Below are 17,952 nucleotides of genomic sequence, written 5' to 3'. Positions count from 1 at the left end.
AGTGGCTCACGCATGTCTTCGGCATGCCGCGACTGTCCTTGTTGCCTTCGGAAGGTCTGTCTGTGTCCAAGTCCGTCATCCGCCGCATCGCCGCTTCGAAGAAGACCCTCGCGGGTGCCGTCGTCGCCGTGGGTGTCGCCGGTTCCATGCTCGCCACGGTTCCCGCTCAGGCGGCCCCGACGAGCGCCAAGGCGATCGCCCAGCAGATGATCAAGGACCCGGCGCAGTTCGCGGCGTTCAACAACATCGTTTCCCGTGAGAGCGGCTGGAACCACACCGCCACGAACGCCTCCTCGGGCGCGTACGGCCTGGTGCAGGCCCTGCCGGCCTCGAAGATGGCCTCCGCGGGCGCCGACTGGAAGACCAACCCGGCCACCCAGATCAAGTGGGGCCTGGACTACATGAACTCCCGTTACGGCAGCCCCGTCGGTGCCTGGAACTTCTGGCAGACCCACCACTGGTACTAAGCCACCAGCGGACAGCAGCAGACGCAACGAAGACGCCCGGCCGGGACCATCCCGGCCGGGCGTCTTCGCGCTCCCTCGGTCAGCCGAGGTAGCCGAAGAGGGACTTCGGGTCGGTCACCGTCACGTTCAGCACGACGGCCTTCACTCGCGCGGGTGGTGCCCGACGGCCAGGCGGTCAGGTGAGACCGGCCCGCTCCCGACGGGGGGTACGTGTGAGCGTCAGCTCGCACTCATGCCGCGCTCCGGCCACTGGCCACGCTCTGTGTGCAACGCGTTGATCTTCCTCAATGCCTTCAGGAAGGTGTAGTCCACCAGGCCGTCGTCGGCGACTGAGGTCCGAGGAACCTTCCTCATGGTCAGTCGCCGCGAGAAGCTGTCGTGATCATCCCCGAACTCATAACGCACCACTTCCGAATCTTCAAAGATCTTCCGAAAATAGACGAGCGCAGCCACAACCGTTCACCTTCAAAGCATTCGCGCCTACTCGGCTGACTCTGGCGACTTCTCAGGGATCGTGCGTCTCCGCGGTTGCCCTGGCAATCAGGGTGCCAGTCAGGCGTGCGTAGTCCCCTGGCAGGGTCCAGCCCGGGTACTGACCTGCCGACGTCCGCAGTCCGGGCAGCAGGACCTGGAACCCGCTGGCTGACGGGCACTGTGCGGGACGGCGTTCAGGGGTCGGTCTGGAGCAGCACTGTCGTCCAGACGTACGGGCCGACGGACCGGACCTGGCCCCGCACGGTGCATCCGTCGGGGAGGAGCCCTGCGGCGGGTGTCAGGCAGAGCCCGTTGCCGTTGCCGTTCTCGTGGCCGGGGTCCGGGAGGACCTCCAGGTCGTGGAAGACCGGCTCGCGGGGGAGGTCCAGGGCGGTGGCCGCCTTGTAGAAGGCTTCCTTCGCCGAGAACACCACCGTGAGGAGTCGTCCGCCCGCGTCGCCGCCGGCCAACAGGGCCCGCTCCGGTGGTGTGCAGACGAGGCCGGCGGTCTCCGGCGAGAGCCGGCCGACGCGTTCGACGTCCACACCCACGGCGGCCACGTCCGTCCGGGTGGTGGCCAGACAGGTGGCGACCGCGCCCCGGCAGTGGCTGATGGATCCTCGTACCCCCGTCGGGAAGCGGGGGCGCCGGGCCTCGCGCAGGACCGGTCCCGACCGGCCCAGCAGCCGCAGGGCGTCGGCGGCCGCGGCGCGCCCCGCGGCGAAGTCACGGCGGCGGGCCCGTGAGTTGCCCCGCATCAGGGCCCGCTCCGCCGGATGCATGCAGTCCCCGTACTCGTACCCGTCCCCGTATCCGTCTGCCAGGCGCAGGACGGCGATCACGTCCCGTGCGGGGCGCACGGCCAGGACCGGCATCCCCGTGCCCCTCAAGGAGGGGCCGCCCGTGCCTCCAAGGTGGCAGATTCCGCCCATCCGGCAGTCCTTCCCCTCGCTTTTATCGGGCTTTCATGGCGGCGCTCCACCATCAGCACTCCAGGCAGAGCGAGGAGGAGGTCCATGTCCAGACCGCGCACGATCCCGTCACGCAGGCACGCTCCACGACGGAACGTCGGCGGGTTCGAGACCCAGCTCGTCCCGGAGCATGGTCCTGAGCGCCTGGAAGGCGCTGAGCGCCTCACCGCGTCGGCCCGACTCCCGCAGGGACTCGATCAACGAGTGGTGGAACCACTCGTTGAAGGGGTGCGCGGCGACCAGGTCGCGCAGTTCGGGTACGAGGTGGGTGTGGCGGCCGCGGCGCATCTCCGCCTCGACGCGCACCTGGTGGGCCCGTACCCGCAACTCCTCCAGGTACTGGACGTGACCGGCGAGGACCCGCCCCGGGCGCACCGTGGACAGGGCGCGGCCCTGCCACAGCGCCAGCCCCTCACGGCAGGCGGCGACGGCCTCGTCCGGCCGGTCCAGGGCGAGCAGCCGCTCGCTGTCCCGGAACAGCCGCGTGAACCGTGTGGCATCCAGCTGCTCGGGGTCGATGTCCAGGAGATAGCCGGACACGCGGGTGTGCAACAGCTGTTGGGCGGGGAACTCCAGGACCTCGTCGAGCTGGCGGCGCAGATGGTAGACGTGCGTGCGCAGAGTGCTGAGCGCCCAGCGCGGGGGCCGCTCCTCCCACAGCTCGTCGATGAAGGTGTCGACCTCCACCACCTGGCCCGCCCGCAGCAGGAGCAGGGCCATCACCTTGTTCACCATCGGGCCGCGCAGGGTGTGTGGGGTGGTGCCCGTGGAGACGCCGAGAGCTCCGAGCACCGAGAAACAGATCTGGCCGGCCACTGCTGCCAGCACCTCCGTCAGTCCGTCGGCGACACCGTGCGCATCGCCGTTCACCGGCTGGAATACAAGCACGCACGCGGGCCGTGTCCGGCGGCTCTGCCCCGCAAGAAGCGCATGGCTGCGCCTAAAGAGACATCCGCACAGAAGGTGGAATCATGACCGAATCGTCGCAGGTGCTCATCGTCGGAGCGGGCCCCGTGGGGCTCGTCACGGGGATCGAACTCCTCAGGCGAGGCGTGCCGGTTCGCGTCGTCGACCGCTCCGAGCGTCCCAACCCCCACTCCAAGGCGATCGCCCTGTGGCCACGGGGCATCGAGGCCCTGGCCCGGTTCGGTGCCGCGGACGAACTGCACCGGCGCGGCGTGGTGTTGCGCGCGCAGAACTACCACTCGCAGGGGGAGCGTGTCGCCCGTCTGGCGTTCGGCGGAATGCGCCGCACGCGCTACCCGTACGCCCTGTCGATTCCGCAGCAGGAGACGGAAGCGGTCCTGCGGGACACCTTCCGAGGGCTGGGAGGGACGATCGAGTTCGGGACGTCCCTGACCTCCTTCACCCAGGACGACGCCGGGGTGAACGCCGAGTTGGAGACGGCCGGGGGCCGGGTGACGGAACGCGTCGGCTGGGTCGTCGGCTGCGACGGCGCGCACAGCAGGGTCCGCGAGGTGCTGGGAGTGCCCTTCCGGGGCAGTTCGTATCCGCAGCAGTTCCTGCTCACGGACGGTCCGGTCCGTACCTCGCTGGCCCATGACGAGGTCCACTACTTCATGTCGCCCGCCGGAGTGCTGGTGGTGGTGGGGCTGCCGGGCGGCATGTACCGGACGTTCGTGAGCGCGGCGCCCGACCTGGCGGTGGACGACCCCCGGGATGCCGTGCAGCGCGCGGCCTCGGAGCGGTGCCCGGTGCCGATCGAGCTGATCGGTGAGCAGCGCACGGGAGTGTTCCGGGTGCACCGCAAGATGGCCGACAGGCTGCGGGTCGGCCGGGTGCTGCTGGCGGGCGACGCCGCGCACATCCACAGCCCGGCGGGCGGTCAAGGGCTGAACACCGGTATCGAGGACGCGGCTTCGCTGGCCTGGCGCCTCGCCGGGGTGCGCGAGGGCCGGTGGGGCGACGAGGCACTGGCGCAGTGGGAGGAGGAACGGCTCAGGGTCGCGCGGGCCGTGGTCGGCGACACCGACCTCCAGACGCGCATGTGGATGATGAGCGGCTGGCGTGCGCGGGCCCGGGACGCGGCGCTGGGGGCCGCGGGACGCAGCGGTGTCCTGAACCGCGTCGTCGTGCCGCGCCAGGCGCAGTTGTCCTTCGCGCATCCGGGGCCGCGCCAGCGGGCCGGCCATCTGCGGACCGGCATGCGACTGCCGGACGTGCCGCTCGACGCGGAGCGCGGGCGCTGGCTGCGGGACGAGCTGGGCGCCCCCGCGCCGCTGTTGCTGCTCTTCCCCGGAACGGGAAGCCACCGCAGGGACGTCGAGGACCTGGCCGATATCTTTCGGAAGGCACACGAGAGCGTCCGCGTCACAGTGATTTCCGATACGAACAATATCGGCCACTCGTTGCTGCGGCTGAGCCGCCCGTGTGCCGTTCTCGTGCGGCCCGACGGCACGGTTGCCGCGCTGAGCGACCCGTTTCGTGACGAACTCCACTCGGCGGTCCGGGATTTGGCCGGGCAAACTGCCCCGGTTCGGTAGTTAGGATGACACGGTGCTTCTTTCAGAGTTTTCGCAATTGCCGCTCCCTGCCGTTCTGTTCGCCGACGGAGTATTCGCCCATCCTGAGGGAAAGACAGTCCAGGGGGTGATCCGGCACAGTACGGTGCTCCGCCCCGTCGCGGTCGTCGACCGCTCCCACCCCCACCCGACCTCGGCATCTGTACTGCCGGGAACCGACATCCCGGTCGTCGGGTCCGTCGCCGAGGCCATGAAATACGGCCCCGAGGCGCTGGTGGTGGCGCTGACCGAGTCCGATTTCGGTGAGTCGCTGGACGGCAAGTTCCTGCACACGCCGAGAGATCCGGGCGACCTGCCCGATTTCTGGTGGGACGAGATACACACCGCCGTTCGCAGTGGTCTTCACGTCATTTCCTGTCTCCATGTGCAGCTGCTCGGCACGGAACTTGCCGGGATGCTCTCGGAAGGGCAGCGCATTGTCGACGTGAGACGTCCGCACGATGTGCTTCCCAAGTATTCCGGACGGGTTCACAGGAGGCGCGCCAAACTGATTCATGTCGCCGGCAGCGACTGTGTCGTCGGAAAGCGCACCACCGCTCTCCAGATACACCGGGAAGCCCTTTCCCGTGACATCGACTCCGGCTACGTGGGCACCGGCCAGACCTGTCTGCTCGCCGGATGCACCGAAGGCGCGATCATCGACCGGACCCCGGTGTTCCAGGCGGCGGGCCTGGTCGAGCATCTGGTCCAGCAGGCCGACCCCCGCCACGATCTACTGATCATCAAGGGTCAGGCGTCCGTCATGCACCCGGCGTTCGGCGGCCTGGCCAGTGCGATCCTTCAGGGTTCGCAGCCCGACGCGGTCGTCTTCGCGCACGACGCCGAGCGCGTCTCGCGCTACCACTGGGACCATCTGCCCCTCGCCGACCTGGAGACGGAGATCCGTATGATCGAAGCCCTCGGCGGCGCCCCCGTCGTGGCCATTGCCACCCGCGGCCGGGACAGCGTGCGCAGGCTCCGCCATCTGGGACTCCCGGTCGCCGACGTCCTCGACGGTGACGGTGCGGCGGTCCTGCTGGACGCGGCCGAGGCCGTGTGGTCCGGGTCCGCAGCGCAGGACAGCGGCCGGGCGGGGGCCGGCTGGGCGGGAGCCGGTCTGGCGGGGGCCGTGCGGTGAGCGTGGAGGTGGTGCTGCGCGCGGTGGCTGCCTTCGCCGAATGCCCGACCTGGGACACGGCCGACGGAACGCTGCTGTGGGTCGACATGAACCGCAGCGAGGTGCACCGGCTGTGCCCCGCGGACGGCACCGACGCGGTCCTGCGCTTCGAACAGCCCGTCGCCGCCGCCAAGCCCCGGGCCGGCGGCGGCCTGGTGCTCAGCATGCGCGACGGTGTGGCGGTGTGCGAGCCCGACGGGTCGCTGCGCCCGCTCGCCGACTGGTCGGCAGAAGGGGTACGGGGCAACGACGCGGGTGTCGACGGGCTGGGCCGCCTCTGGGTCGGCACGATGGCCGGCCCGTCCGCCCCGGGCTGGCTGGGCCGCGTATCCGCCCAGGGCGTGACGCACCGCGCCCTCTCGGGTGCCCGCCTGAGCAACGGCATCGCCTGGAGCCCGGACGGCCGCCGGATGTACTTCGTCGACACCCCCACGTGCCGTATCGACGTGCTCGACTACGACCTGTCCACGGGGGAGGCAACCGGCCCGCGTCCGTTCGCCGAACTGACCGGCACGGCCGGTGTGCCCGACGGTCTGTGCGTCGACACCGACGGCGGCGTGTGGGTGGCCCTCTTCCGTGGCGGCGCGGTCCGCCGCTACACGCCCCGGGGCACGCTCGACCGGGAGATCCGCTTCCCCGCCGCGCTCACCACGGCGTGCGGCTTCGGCGGGACGGACCTGACCGACCTCTACGTCACCACGGCGCGGCGTGCGCCCGAGCACGACGAACCGCTCGCGGGCAGCGTCTTCGTCGTGCCCGGTGCGGGCCAGGGCCTCGCTCCCACGGCGTTCGCCGACTGAGGACGGTTACGGGACGGTCGCGCGGTCGGGCTCCGGCCGCGCGACCGGAGCGGAGGCGAAGGCCTGGGAGACCTGGACCAGCCACCGCACGTCGGCGGAGAAGTCCAGGTCGCCCGGGCTCATCACCGACACGGGGCCGGCGTCGTCCACCCGGTCCCCCCTCCCGTCCCGCCCGGGCCGCGCGGCAAGGGCGGCCGCGATGCGCGCCGCCTCCCACCGCGCCCGCTCCTCCTCGCTCCCGTCCGGCCCCGGGGCGGGGGCCAGTCCGGGGGCAACCTGCCCGCCCAGGGCAAGGCAGCCGTCCCTGATCTCGATCACCCGCCGGTGCAGGCGGAAACGCAGGTCCCACAGGGCGAAGAGATCGCTGCGGGGAGCGGGCTGCAGGGACGTCTCGGGGTGGGCCCGGTACAGGGCGTACCAGAGCGGGCGCAGCCGGCGGAAGCGGCGGTAGTCGGCCCACCAGGCCTGTACCGCCCGCACCCGCGAGCCCCACAACGGCGCCGTCCATCCGACGGTGTTCAGGGTCAGCCCCACCGTCAGACAGGTCCGCGTGACGTCCGCCCAGGCGGACGGGTCCCATCCGCGGTGCACGAGGAACACGTCCGCGAACCGCCCCAGGGAGTAGACGAGGTCGAGGCACGCGCCGACCGCCGCCGTCCGCAGTCCACGCCGTACCCAGACGTCCTCGGTCAGCCGGGCGTAGAACCAGCACGCCTTCGCCACCACGGCCTTTCCGAGGGCGAAGGCCGTGAGGTAGACGACCTGGTAGGCCACGAAGTACGGCTGCTCCCGCGGGTGTACGAAATTGTTCCGGGGAGGTCCGTGCAGCACGGCCAGCTCGAAGAGGACGGCCATCGCCAACGGCACACAGGCCATCAGGGCAAGCCGGCGGCGCGCGCGGACGCGGGCCTCCTCCCGCGGGTGCAGCCAGTGGATGAGCAGCACCTGCTGGCAGGCGATCGCCGCGATGATCCACATCTGGACGGAGACGTTGTACCAGGTGACCGTGCCGAAGAGCTTTCCGGTCAGGTGGCTGGGGGTCGACATGGCGAGGTACATGCCCTGGCAGCCGAACGACGCGCACAGGGCGACGAGCGCCGGCTGCGGTCCGCGCCGCAGGACCGGCGGGAGGGTGCGGGCGAACGCCAGCCAGCAGACCAGCGCGCCCAGCGGGTAGCGGACACTGTTCATGTCCGGTCCCGGCGGCGCCAGTCGAGCGAGCCCTGGATGCGGCCGAGTACCCCGTCCGTCTCGGCGGCTGCCGTGCCTTGCTGCGAGCGCAGGCCTTCACCGAGGAGGAACGCCATCACCTCCGCCTCCCGCTCCTGGGTGTCGGAGTAGTTGTCCCGGCACAGCAGGTCCTGCACGAGCGACGGGTCGAGGTCCGGGAAGAGCGTGGCGACGGCCGGCGAGTCCGCGGTTCCGCTGCGGTGGCCGCACAGCATGTGCGCCAGCTCGTGGGCGATGATGTGCTCCTGGTGGTGCCGGCTGGTGTGCTGCTCGTAGACGACGTAGTCGGCGTCCGAGAAGGCCAGCCACAGCCCGCACGGACCGGACGCGTCCAGGGGCATGGGCAGCAGATGGATGGGCCGGCCCCGGGAGCCGCTGAGGTGGTCGCACAGGGTCATGAGGTCGTAGGACTCGGGCAGCCCGAAGGAGGCCAGCCGCTGCCGGCTCTCCCGGCGCAGCGCCTGGAGGCCGGACCGGCGCCGACGTCGCTGTAGGAATCGCATCGGCGGTCTATTCCCCGGCGCCCGCAGTGCCGTCGGCTTCTCTGTCCCCCGGCTCGTCAGCCCGCCCGTCGGCGCGGCCCGCCTGCCCGCGGGCGGAGGCCGCCGAGTGCAGCAGACTGACCTCGCGGATGATGCGCGCCAGATGCTTGCGGCCGGAGTCGTCCATGCTCATGGCCCGCAGGGCGATGTCACGGACCTCGGCGTTGCCCATCGCCGAGGCAATGGCGAGCTGCGCGTCGACCCGCTCGGCGGTGTCGTCGTCGAAGAAGTACGCGGCGGGCACACGGAAGAACGCCGCCAGCGCCTCCAGATGCCGCTTGGTGGGGTTGTCGCGCTGTCCGGTGCGCAGCTGCCAGACGTACGTCTTGGAGAACGTGCCGCCGCTCAGCTGGCTGCAGCCACGCGCGACCTCCTCGTAGGTGTACTCCCGGCCGTTGGTGCGGATGGTCCTGAAGAGTTTGTCGACCTTGTCGGCCAAGGGGGGCATCAACACTCCTTCTGTCCGCCAGCGTGAACCAGCAGGGTGACGGCGCCCCATCGTAGTTGACAGGTCGCAGGCCCGCACCTACGGTCGGATCGTTAGCTGAGATGAACAAGCGGGTGTGTGCCGGCAGCCGTCAACAGTCGGCGGGTCGGCACGGGGGCCCGATTCGGGGAGGCTTGGGTGGGAGACATCTCTGCGCCGGAACATGACGACGCGCACCGTACGGCGGACCGCGCGGATCCGGCCCCGGACCGGCCCGGCCCCCGCCTGAGGAGAGCCGCCGCCGACGTCCTGGCCCGCTACGCGGACGCCCTGACGGCCGAGGGCCATCCGCTCGTGGACCTCCCGGAACTGTGGCGGGACACCCGCGCCCGGGCCGCACTGCTCCTCGCGGAGTGCGCCCGCGCCCTCGACGCGACCGCCCGGCCCCGGACGCCCGGACACCTGGACCACGCACCCGCGGAGGCGTCCTTCCGCGAGCTCGGCGCCCGATGGGCCGCCGCGGACCTCGGGCTCGCCGGCTGCCTGTCCGCCATGGACCGGCTCACGGACGCACTCGTCGCGACGGTGGACGCGGCGGGCCGGGAGCCGGACGCCGAACATGCGGCGGACATCGTGCGCCGGGTGTCCGCCCGCCACACCCGGGCCGCGGCCCACGGCTACGAGACCCGGCTGCGGGCGCACCGACCTGCGCCCGGCGACGACTGCTGCGGCCGCCTGGCCCGCGACGTCCACGACCACCTGGGCGGCAGCCTGGCCCTGGCCTTCCGCCACCTGGAGCTCCACCAGCTCAAGACCCGGACCGCGGGCTCGGACGATCCGGGAACGCAGCGGCACCTCGCGGCGGTCCAGGACGCGCTGCGGGAGGCCACCGACCTGACGCGCCGCCTGGTGACCGGACTGCGCGAAACCCGCAGCGCCGCGCAGGACGGCCTCGAGGAATCGCTGCGCCGCCACGCGGACCGGCTCAACCTGGCCGGAGTTCCCGTGCGGCTGACGGTGGAGGGTGACGAGTCGCGGGTGCCGCCCGCCCACCGCCGGGAGATCGTCCTCGTCGTCGGGGAATTCCTGCGCAACTCCTTCACCCACGCTGATCCGCAGGCCGTCACGATCGGCTTACGGATCTCACACCACCGCGTCGACGTCCAGGCCACCGACGACGGGCGGGGCTTCCACCCCGACACCCGCCGCGAACACCGAGGCGGACTGACGGCCATGCGTGAGCGGGTGACACAGATGGGCGGGCGCTGCCTGCTGCTCAGCGCTCCGCGAAAGGGCACCCGGCTGTTGCTGTGGGTGCCGCTGACCACCGGCCACGGGCCGCATCCGGGGGAGACATGGAACTCATTCGCATCCTGATAGCCGACGACCACACCCTGCTGCGTGACGCGCTGGCGGAACTCCTCGACGCGGAGGAGGACTTCGACGTGGTGGCCGTGGCCGGCAACGCCGCCGAGACCGTGCGCCTGGCCGCCGAACTCCGGCCCCACGTACTCCTCCTGGACATCGAAATGCCCGGCAACCAGGACCCGGCCGCCACCGTCCGGCACCTGCGCCAGGCCGCGCCGGAGACCCAGGTCATGGTGCTGACCATGCATGACGACCCGGGGCTGGTCCAGTCGCTGCTGCCGCTCGGCATCCGGGGGTTCCTGCACAAGACCGTGAGCCACCAGTCTCTGGCCGGCACGGTGCGCGACGTGTGCGCCGGCGGCAGCCGGGTCACCATCTCGCTCTCCGCCCGGAGTCTGGCCGCTCCCGCACCCGCGGACATCGCGCCGCTCTCGGTCCGCGAGACGCAGGTCATGGAGCTCGCAGCCAGCGGACTGAGCAACTACCGCATCGCACGCCGACTCGACATCGCCGAGGGCACCGTGAAACGCCATATGCGAAACATCTTCGACAAGCTGGACGCGGGGTCCCGGGTGGAGGCGGCCAACAAGGCGGTGCAGCGCGGTCTGATCGCTCCTCCCGTGACCGCCCCTCGCGGACTACGGGACGCCCGCAGCCTGCCCGACGTCGTACTCCGGGGCCCGCACAGCCTGCCGGGCGCCGTCCTGCGGTAGATCCGGGCCGGGCACCGGCAGCAGTACGTCCGCACCCCGGGCCAGGCGACGACGCCGGTGACGCGGGACGGTTCGTACCACCTCCGCGGCCGCCCGAGACGGCCGCGGAGGGGCACACATGAGCGCCACGGACGGCTCAGATACCCATGCCGATGCCGCCGCCCACGGGCAGGACCGCGCCGGTCACGTACCCGGCCTGCTCCGAGGCGAGGAAGCGGACCGCCGCGGCGACCTCTTCGGCCGTACCGGGCCGGCCGAGCGGAGTCATCCCCATGACCTGCTTCATGCGCCGCTCGGTCAGCCCGCTCGTCATGTCCGTGTCGATGATCCCCGGCGCAACCAGGTTCACGGTGATGCCACGGGAGCCCAGTTCCCAGGCGAGCGAGCGCGCGAAGCCCAACAGCGCGGTCTTCGCCGCGGCGTAGTTGGTCTGCCCCGGGGAGCCCAGGAAGCCCAGCGCGGACGACACCAGCACGATCCGGCCCCGGCGGGCGGCGAGCATGCCGCTCGCCGCGGCCCGCACGGTACGGAAGACGCCCTTCAGATTCGTCTCCAGCACCTCGTCGAACGTGGCGTCGTCCATCCGCAGCAGCAGAGTGTCCCGGGTGATACCCGCATTGGCCACCAGCACCTCGACGGGCCCCTGTTCCTCCGTGACGGCGGCGAACGCGGCCCTGACCGAGGCGTCGTCCGTCACGTCGCAGCGCACCCCCCAGAATCCGTCCGGGGGCGTTCCGGTCCGGTGGCCGACCGCGACCCGGTCGCCGTCGGCGGCCAGGGCCCGCGCCACGGCCAGACCGATCCCCCTGTTGCCGCCGGTGACGAAGACGGAACGTGACATGTGTTTCTCTCCTTCTGGGACACCGGGCGCTCCCGCCCGGTCTCGTGAACGGCGCGAAGGTCATCGCGCCGGTGACTCCACCAGCAGGCACGACCAGGTGAAGCCGGCCCCCGCGCTGAAGACGAGGGCGCTGGACCCGGGTGCGGGCAGGCCCCGCGCCACCAGGTCGGCGAGTCCCGCGACCGCGTCGCCCGCGCCCAGATGCCCGGTCTCCCGGCCGAGGTCGAGCAGTTGCGCCCGTCCCACTTGCTCCTCCAGGACCGGGATCCACGACTCGGCCAGCGTCTTGGCGCCGAACCGGGGCAGCACGACATGGGTCAGACGCGGGTCGCGTCCGTCCATGCCACCGTCGGCCAGTGCCTGTGCGACGACCGTGCGAATGGCCCGGCGGTTGGAAGCGGCGAACGGCAGCGTGCCGTGAGTGCGCAGGTAGGCCCGCTTGGTGGCGCGCATGTCGACCTGGTCGCGATGTCCGCGGGCGACCGGCGAGAAGGGATCCGTGCCGCGGTGCATCTCCTCCAGCAGGGGGTCCGCGACCGTCGCGACCGACCGCAGCAGCAACACGTCGCCGTCCGCGGCAGGCCGACGGAGCAGAACGGCCGTACCCGCGTCGCCGTACGCCACTCCGTAGTCGCCCGCCCAGCGGTCGAAGCCGGGCTCGGCGAAGCGGTCTCCCGTCGTCACCAGGCCCAGCCGCGGCGGCGCCGAGGGGGCCGGGTCCGACGAGGCGAGCCACGCCATCACCAGCCCCATGGCGGCGGCGCCGCCGTTGCAGACCTGCTGGATGCCGACCGGCAGGGCCCGCAGGGCGTCGAGACAGCGGGCGACGTAGTGGGCGGGCGACCACAGGTCGTGCCCCTGGTAGTACATCCACGCGTGCGCCAGCACATCCAGCTCGCCGGCTTCCAGGCCCGCCGCGTCCAGTACGCCGCGGGCCGCGAGGACCGCGGCGTCGGGCGGGGCGACCGCCCCCGCGTCCGGAACGCTCTCATGGCCCAGGGCCGCCGCGTCGCGCCGCCGCAACCGCCCCGCGGTGACCGCGTCCGAGGCGCGGGACCGCCCCTCGGGCAGCCACAGCCCGGCCGTCACTATGCCCACCGGCTCGGTCGGTCTCATCCCCCGCACCACCTGTCCGCACATCGGATCGTCTTCATCGCAGGGATGCTCGGGCGCCCCGATGAAAGTGCGGGCAAAAACCGGCCGGAAACCCCCGCACCCGGTGCCGACCACCCCCATGGGCAGACGGCACGGACCCCTGCGGAGGCACCGCCCATGTCACTTTCGGAGTGCTTGCCGCTGCCTCTGGACCTGGGATTGGCTGGTTCAGGCCGTAGGGGGGACACGTAGTCGTCCCCGTTCCGGCCTCCCAAAGCCAGTGAATCGAAGGGCAATCAGATGAGTGACATCGCGATATCCGAGGACCGGCGCGCGCAGGTGCGGGCCATCGTCGCGGACGTACTCGAAGTGGACGTGGACGCCCTGACCGACGAGAGCAGCTTCGCCGACGACTTCGACGCGGACTCGCTGCTGATCATCGAGATCTTCTCGCGCTTCGAGCGCGACCTCGGCATCCGGATTCCGCAGGAGGACCTCACCGAGCTCGACGAACTGCCGAGCGCCTACCTCCTGGTCGAGAAGCACAGCACCCCGGAGGCGCTGGGTGTCTGACGAGGCCTCCGCCACCGGGCGCCGGGTCGTCGTCACCGGGCTCGGCGCGGTGAGCAGCCTCGGGCTCGGCGCCCGCGCGCTCACTGCGGCGATCCGGGCCGGGCGCAGCGGCATCGGCCCGATCGGACAGTTCGACGGCACGGGCTTCGACCGCACCCTCGCCGGTGAAGTGCGCGGCTTCCACGCGGAGATGCACCTGCGGGGAACCGACCCAGCCCAGTGGGGGCGCAGCGGCCGCTTCGCCGCCGCCGCAGCGCGGATGGCGGTCACCGACGCCGGAGTGAATCCGGCCGTGCTGTCCGCGGGAACCACCGCGAGCTGCTTCGGAACGACCAACGGCGAGTCACAAGTACTGGAAGAGCTGACCCGGCAATGGGTCGACGACGGCCTCGCCGCGCTCGACCCCGGGCTCGCCGGCCAGGCCGACGCCGGCCGGATCGCCGCCGCCGTCAGCGCCGAACTCGACCTGAGCGGCGAGTCCATCACCCTCGGCACCGCCTGCGCCGCCGGCAACTACGCCATCGGCTACGGCTACGACCTGGTCCGCGCCGGAGAGGCGGACGCCGCACTGTGCGGCGGAGCCGACGCCTCCAACCGGGCCACCCACGCGGGCTTCCACCGCCTCGGGGCCCTCGCCGCCGACGTCCCCCGCCCCTTCGACGAACACCGCGACGGCATCGTCACCGCCGAAGGCAGTGCGGCGCTGCTCCTGGAACCCCTCGACACGGCGCTGGCACGCGGGGCCCGGATCTACGCCGAGGTCCTCGGGTACGGCATGACCTGCGACGCCCGGCACATGACCAACCCGGACGCCGCGTCGATCGCCGAGTGCATCCGGCGCGCCCACCACCATGCCCGCATCAAGCCCGGCGACGTGGACTACATCTGCGCACACGGCACCGGCACCAGGGCGAACGACTCCACGGAGACGGCCGCCGTGCGCGAGGTGTTCACCGACGGCCCCCCGCCGATCAGCTCGATCAAATCCATGCTCGGGCACACGATGGGGGCGGCAGCCGGCTTCGGGGCCCTGGTGTGCTGTGCCGCCCTGTACGAAGGCTTCCTTCCGCCGAGCGCCACGCTTCGCCAGGTGGATCCGGACCTGGGACCGGGACTCGACTGCGTCCAGGGCCAGGCCCGGGCCGCCCGGCCGCGCATCGTGCAGAACCACGGCTTCGCCTTCGGCGGGAACAACGCCGTCACGATCTTCGGAGAGTTCACCGTATGAGCATCGTGGACGACCAGCAGAGTCCGGCCGTCACCCCGCGGACGGTGGTCCCCCTCGCACTGGAAACCGCCGGCGTGGTCAGCAGCGCCGGCGTGGGACTGCAAACCCTCGCCGACGCCCTGCGGCAGGGCACGGCGGCCGGCGGACAGCCGCCCGCCGCCCGCGAGGCGGAGAACTACCCGCCCCTCACCCTGCGCCCGGCGGACTTCCCGGCCGCCGACCTCCTCGGCACCAAGGGACTGAACCGGCTGACGCGGGCCGAACAACTGGGCATGGCCGCCTGCACCCTGGCACTCGAACCGCTCGCCGACCGCTCCGGGACCGGCGTGGTCCTCGGCAGCGCCGTCGGAAGCAGCGGCGGTGTCGGCCGCTTCACCCGGGACACCTTCGTCCAGGAACGCCCCGACATGGTGAACCCGTCGGCCTTTCCGGGCACCCTGATGAACGCGACGGCAGGTCGCACGGCCATCCGGCACGGGCTCACCGAGGCGAACGCCACCGTCTCCGGTGGACCGCTGGCCTCACTGCACGCACTGCGATACGCCCGGAACACCCTGGTGGCCGGCCACGCACACCGGCTGCTGACCGGAGGCGTGGAGGAACTGTCGCCCCAGAGCGCCTGGGCCTGGCACCGGGCCGGATCGCTCGCAGCGGGCACCGCACTCGGCGAAGGCGCCGCGGTGTTCTCCCTGCGGACGGCCCCGGACGGCGCCACCGGCGAGAGCCCCCTCGCCCTCGTCATGGCCGTCGCGACCGGGTTCGCCGCAGGCGGGCCCCTCGCCGTCGCACGCCGCCTCACCACCTGCGTACGGGACGCCCTCGCCCGCAGCGGTGTCGACGCCGCCGACGTCGCCGTGGTCGCACCTGGTGCGGCCGGCCGGCGGGGCTGGGCGGCCGTGGAGGAACGCGCCCTGCGCGCGGCGCTCGACGGCCGTGACGGCCGGCATCTGCTGCGTGTGCAGGAGGTGCTCGGCGAGACCCACGGAGCGAGCGTCGCCCTCCAGGTCGCCGCCGTCGTCGCCCGCTGGCACGACCCCCACCTCGACACCCGCGGCGAGCGGGCCGCCCTCGTCACCTCCGTCGGCCCGGACGGCTCGGTCGGCTGCGCCGTCCTGCTGCATCCGCGCCCGGGCGTCTGAGGCTCCCCGCCCCGTCCCAACGATCCACCGATCCACCACCACGTAAGGACATCCCCTCCCCATGCGCTACCGCTACCTCGGCCGAACCGGCCTCCAGGTCTCCGAGCTGTCCTTCGGGGCGGCCACGCTCGGCACCCCCGGCGCGTTCGGCGGGCTGCCCGGTGCGAACTGGTCCCAGTTCGGCGTCAACGCGGGCGACGACGCCGTCCGCCTCGTCCACGCCTGCCACGACGCGGGCGTCAACTTCTTCGACACCGCCGACGTCTACCGGGACGGCGAGTGCGAGGAACTGCTCGGCCTGGCACTGAAGGACCGCCGGGACAAGGCCGTCATCGCCACCAAGGCCCGCTTCTGCACCGACCCCGACGACATCAACGCGGCCGGCTCCTCCCGGCACCACCTGGTCCGTGCCGTCGAGGCCAGTCTCCGCCGCCTCGGCACCGACTACATCGACGTCCTCTACCTCCACGGCACCGACCCGCGGACCTCCCTGGAAGAAACTCTCGGGGCCCTCGACGACCTGGTGCGCGCCGGAAAGCTGCGCTACATCGGCTGCTCGAACTTCCCCGGCTGGCAGCTGATGAAGGCACTCGACATCTCCGACCACCGCAACCTCGCCCGCTTCGCCGCCTACCAGGGCTACTACAACCTGGGAGCCCGCGAACTGGAGCACGAGATCGTGCCCGCCGCCGCCGACCAGGGCGTGGGCATCACCGTCTGGAGCCCGCTGGCGGGCGGCTTCTTCAGCGGCAAGTACCGGCGCGGCCAGGAAGTCTCCGCGGACTTCCGTCTGGCACACGAGGGCCCCGCCTCCATCGCCCCGCTCACCGATCGCGAGCAGGCCTACGACGTGGTGGAGGTGCTCGACGGCATCGCCCGCGACCGCAACGTCTCGATCGCCCAGGTCGCCCTCAACTGGGTGCTGAGCAAGCCCGCCGTGACGTCCGTGGTCTTCGGCGCCAGCCGCCCCGGCCAGCTCCAGGACAACCTCGGCACCGTCGAGTGGGAGCTCACCACCGAGGAGCGGCAGCGCCTGGACGCGGCGAGCGACCGGCCCGCGCCCTACCCGTACTGGCACATGCGCGCGATCGCCGGCGACCGGAACCTGCCCGGAGACATCCAGCCCTGACCGCGGCCGCGCCCACCCCTCCAGTTCTGCCGAAGCCCAACCCAGGAGCACAGCCGTGCCCATTGCCGTCATCGCCCTGTCCCTCAGCGGCTTCGCCATCGGAGTCGCCGAGTTCATCATCGCGGGGATCCTCCCCGACATCGGAGCCGACCTCTCCGTCTCCATCCCCACCGCGGGACTTCTGGTGTCCGGGTACGCGCTCGGCGTCGTCATCGGCGCCCCCGGCCTCACCGTTCTGTGCGCCCGCACCGAACGCAGGAGCCTGCTGATCCGGCTCATGCTGCTCTTCCTCGCCGGAACGGTTCTGTCCGCCCTCGCCCCCACCTACGGGCTGCTCATGGCGGGCCGGGTGCTCTCCGCCCTCGCCCACGGCGCGTTCTTCGGTGTCGCGATGGTGGTCGCCTCCGATCTCGTCTCCGAAGACCGCAAGGGCCGCGCCGTGTCGATGGTCGCCGCGGGTCTCACCCTCTCCACGATCCTCGGCGTCCCGGCGGGCACCTTCATCGGCCAGCACTTCGGCTGGCGCTGGGCATTCTGGATGGTCGCCCTCTTCGCCGCGGTGGGCCTGGCGGGCATCGCCTCGCTCGTGCCCCGGACCCCGGCACCCGAGGGCACCGGGCTGCGCTCCGAACTGAGGGTGCTGCGCCGCCCGCAGGTACTGCTGGTCCTGCTCACCACCGTGCTCGGCTTCGGCGGCGTCATGACCTCGTACACCTACATCGCCGAAATGGTCACCCAGGTCACCGGTTTCACCGACAACGCCGTCACCCTGATCATGGTGCTCTTCGGCGTCGGCATGTTCGTCGGCAACCTGATCAGCGGCCGGATCGCGGACCGCACCCCCAGGAGCGCCATGTGCGGTGCGCTGGCGCTGCTCACCCTCGTCCTCGGGGCGTTCACCTTCACGGTGCACGACAAGGCGGCCACCTGCGTGACCGTCTTCCTCTTCGGTGCGGCCACCTTCGCCACCATCTCCCCGCTTCAGATGCGCATCATGGCCAAGGCCGACGGCGCCCCCACGCTGGCCTCGGCGTCGAACATCGCCGCATTCAACCTCGCCAACGCCGCGGGCCCGCTGCTAGGCGGCAGGATCATCGACGCCGGCCTCGGCTACCCCGCCCTCAACTGGGCCGGAGCCCTCGTCACCCTCGCCGGACTCCTCCTCGCCGGCCTCGGCGTGGCAGCGGAACGCAAGGGGCGTGCAGCCACGCCCGCCGTCACCTCACCGAGCGGCAGCGCCGCCGCGCACTGAACGC

At 71.8% G+C, this 17,952-nt stretch carries 19 protein-coding genes; 11 read left to right on the top strand and 8 right to left on the bottom strand.

Annotated features, from left to right (window positions below):
- The first annotated feature begins 23 nt into the window (after positions 1–23).
- Positions 24–467, top strand: a complete 444-nt coding sequence (locus tag OG429_RS03305; RefSeq protein ID WP_405676627.1) for a transglycosylase SLT domain-containing protein — start codon at positions 24–26, stop codon at positions 465–467.
- Between the two features lie 219 nt (positions 468–686).
- On the opposite strand, the gene OG429_RS03300 is transcribed toward OG429_RS03305, so the two are convergent.
- The 3 genes from OG429_RS03300 to OG429_RS03290 all read right to left on the bottom strand — a co-directional run bounded on the left by OG429_RS03300 (position 687) and on the right by OG429_RS03290 (position 2,782).
- On the bottom strand, positions 687–920 hold the full coding sequence (locus OG429_RS03300) for a hypothetical protein (RefSeq protein WP_328923744.1): 234 nt from the start codon (positions 918–920) through the stop codon (positions 687–689).
- Between the two features lie 215 nt (positions 921–1,135).
- Positions 1,136–1,816 carry a 4'-phosphopantetheinyl transferase superfamily protein gene (locus OG429_RS03295; protein WP_328923743.1) on the bottom strand — a complete coding sequence of 227 codons (681 nt, stop codon included), beginning with the start codon at positions 1,814–1,816 and terminating at the stop codon, positions 1,136–1,138.
- A gap of 165 nt (positions 1,817–1,981) precedes the next feature.
- Positions 1,982–2,782 (bottom strand): AfsR/SARP family transcriptional regulator, encoded by an 801-nt coding sequence (locus tag OG429_RS03290; RefSeq protein WP_328923742.1) that lies wholly within the window; start codon positions 2,780–2,782, stop codon positions 1,982–1,984.
- A gap of 101 nt (positions 2,783–2,883) precedes the next feature.
- On the opposite strand from OG429_RS03290, the gene OG429_RS03285 reads away from it, so the two are divergent.
- The 3 genes from OG429_RS03285 to OG429_RS03275 are packed head-to-tail and all read left to right on the top strand — an operon-like array spanning position 2,884 to position 6,411.
- Entirely contained in the window at positions 2,884–4,416 is a 1,533-nt protein-coding gene (locus OG429_RS03285; RefSeq protein ID WP_328923741.1) for an FAD-dependent oxidoreductase, read from the top strand.
- Between the two features lie 13 nt (positions 4,417–4,429).
- On the top strand, positions 4,430–5,572 hold the full coding sequence (locus OG429_RS03280; RefSeq protein WP_328923740.1) for a DUF1611 domain-containing protein: 1,143 nt from the start codon (positions 4,430–4,432) through the stop codon (positions 5,570–5,572).
- Positions 5,569–6,411, top strand: a complete 843-nt coding sequence (locus tag OG429_RS03275) for an SMP-30/gluconolactonase/LRE family protein (protein WP_328923739.1) — start codon at positions 5,569–5,571, stop codon at positions 6,409–6,411. The genes OG429_RS03280 and OG429_RS03275 overlap by 4 nt, the downstream gene beginning before the upstream one ends.
- Before the next feature lie 6 nt (positions 6,412–6,417).
- Here OG429_RS03275 and OG429_RS03270 read toward each other — a convergent pair whose 3' ends face one another.
- From OG429_RS03270 to OG429_RS03260, 3 genes are read right to left on the bottom strand one after another with little or no spacing between them, the layout of a single operon-like run.
- A complete protein-coding gene (locus tag OG429_RS03270; protein ID WP_328923738.1) occupies positions 6,418–7,602 on the bottom strand; it encodes an MAB_1171c family putative transporter in 1,185 nt (394 codons plus the stop codon).
- On the bottom strand, positions 7,599–8,144 hold the full coding sequence (locus tag OG429_RS03265) for a toxin (protein WP_328923737.1): 546 nt from the start codon (positions 8,142–8,144) through the stop codon (positions 7,599–7,601). Before OG429_RS03265 ends, OG429_RS03270 begins: the two co-directional genes overlap by 4 nt.
- 7 nt (positions 8,145–8,151) lie before the next feature.
- A complete protein-coding gene (locus tag OG429_RS03260; protein WP_328923736.1) occupies positions 8,152–8,631 on the bottom strand; it encodes an XRE family transcriptional regulator in 480 nt (159 codons plus the stop codon).
- A gap of 177 nt (positions 8,632–8,808) precedes the next feature.
- On the opposite strand from OG429_RS03260, the gene OG429_RS03255 reads away from it, so the two are divergent.
- Entirely contained in the window at positions 8,809–9,987 is a 1,179-nt protein-coding gene (locus OG429_RS03255; RefSeq protein ID WP_328923735.1) for a sensor histidine kinase, read from the top strand.
- Positions 9,966–10,691, top strand: a complete 726-nt coding sequence (locus OG429_RS03250; protein ID WP_328923734.1) for a response regulator transcription factor — start codon at positions 9,966–9,968, stop codon at positions 10,689–10,691. The genes OG429_RS03255 and OG429_RS03250 overlap by 22 nt, the downstream gene beginning before the upstream one ends.
- Positions 10,692–10,827: 136 nt before the next feature.
- Here the strand turns inward: OG429_RS03250 and fabG are convergent, their stop codons facing one another.
- Positions 10,828–11,532 carry a 3-oxoacyl-ACP reductase FabG gene (gene fabG / locus OG429_RS03245; RefSeq protein WP_328923733.1) on the bottom strand — a complete coding sequence of 235 codons (705 nt, stop codon included), beginning with the start codon at positions 11,530–11,532 and terminating at the stop codon, positions 10,828–10,830.
- A 60-nt stretch (positions 11,533–11,592) separates the two neighbouring features.
- The gene (locus OG429_RS03240) at positions 11,593–12,648 is read right to left on the bottom strand and encodes a ketoacyl-ACP synthase III family protein (RefSeq protein ID WP_328923732.1); all 1,056 of its coding nucleotides are present in this window, start codon (positions 12,646–12,648) and stop codon (positions 11,593–11,595) included.
- A gap of 279 nt (positions 12,649–12,927) precedes the next feature.
- Between OG429_RS03240 and OG429_RS03235 the strand changes: the two genes are divergently transcribed.
- The 5 genes from OG429_RS03235 to OG429_RS03215 all read left to right on the top strand — a co-directional run bounded on the left by OG429_RS03235 (position 12,928) and on the right by OG429_RS03215 (position 17,948).
- Entirely contained in the window at positions 12,928–13,200 is a 273-nt protein-coding gene (locus OG429_RS03235) for an acyl carrier protein (RefSeq protein WP_328923731.1), read from the top strand.
- Entirely contained in the window at positions 13,193–14,428 is a 1,236-nt protein-coding gene (locus tag OG429_RS03230) for a beta-ketoacyl-[acyl-carrier-protein] synthase family protein (protein ID WP_328923730.1), read from the top strand. The genes OG429_RS03235 and OG429_RS03230 overlap by 8 nt, the downstream gene beginning before the upstream one ends.
- A complete protein-coding gene (locus tag OG429_RS03225; protein WP_328923729.1) occupies positions 14,425–15,567 on the top strand; it encodes a beta-ketoacyl synthase N-terminal-like domain-containing protein in 1,143 nt (380 codons plus the stop codon). Before OG429_RS03230 ends, OG429_RS03225 begins: the two co-directional genes overlap by 4 nt.
- Before the next feature lie 61 nt (positions 15,568–15,628).
- On the top strand, positions 15,629–16,696 hold the full coding sequence (locus OG429_RS03220) for an aldo/keto reductase (RefSeq protein WP_328923728.1): 1,068 nt from the start codon (positions 15,629–15,631) through the stop codon (positions 16,694–16,696).
- Positions 16,697–16,751: 55 nt separating this feature from the next.
- Entirely contained in the window at positions 16,752–17,948 is a 1,197-nt protein-coding gene (locus tag OG429_RS03215; protein WP_328923727.1) for an MFS transporter, read from the top strand.
- Positions 17,949–17,952: the final 4 nt, after the last annotated feature.

Source organism: Streptomyces sp. NBC_00190, assembly GCF_036203305.1.
GTDB lineage: Bacteria > Actinomycetota > Actinomycetes > Streptomycetales > Streptomycetaceae > Streptomyces.
The sequence above is the reverse complement of the archived record's forward strand: the minus strand, read 5'-3'. Positions and strand labels throughout refer to the sequence as shown.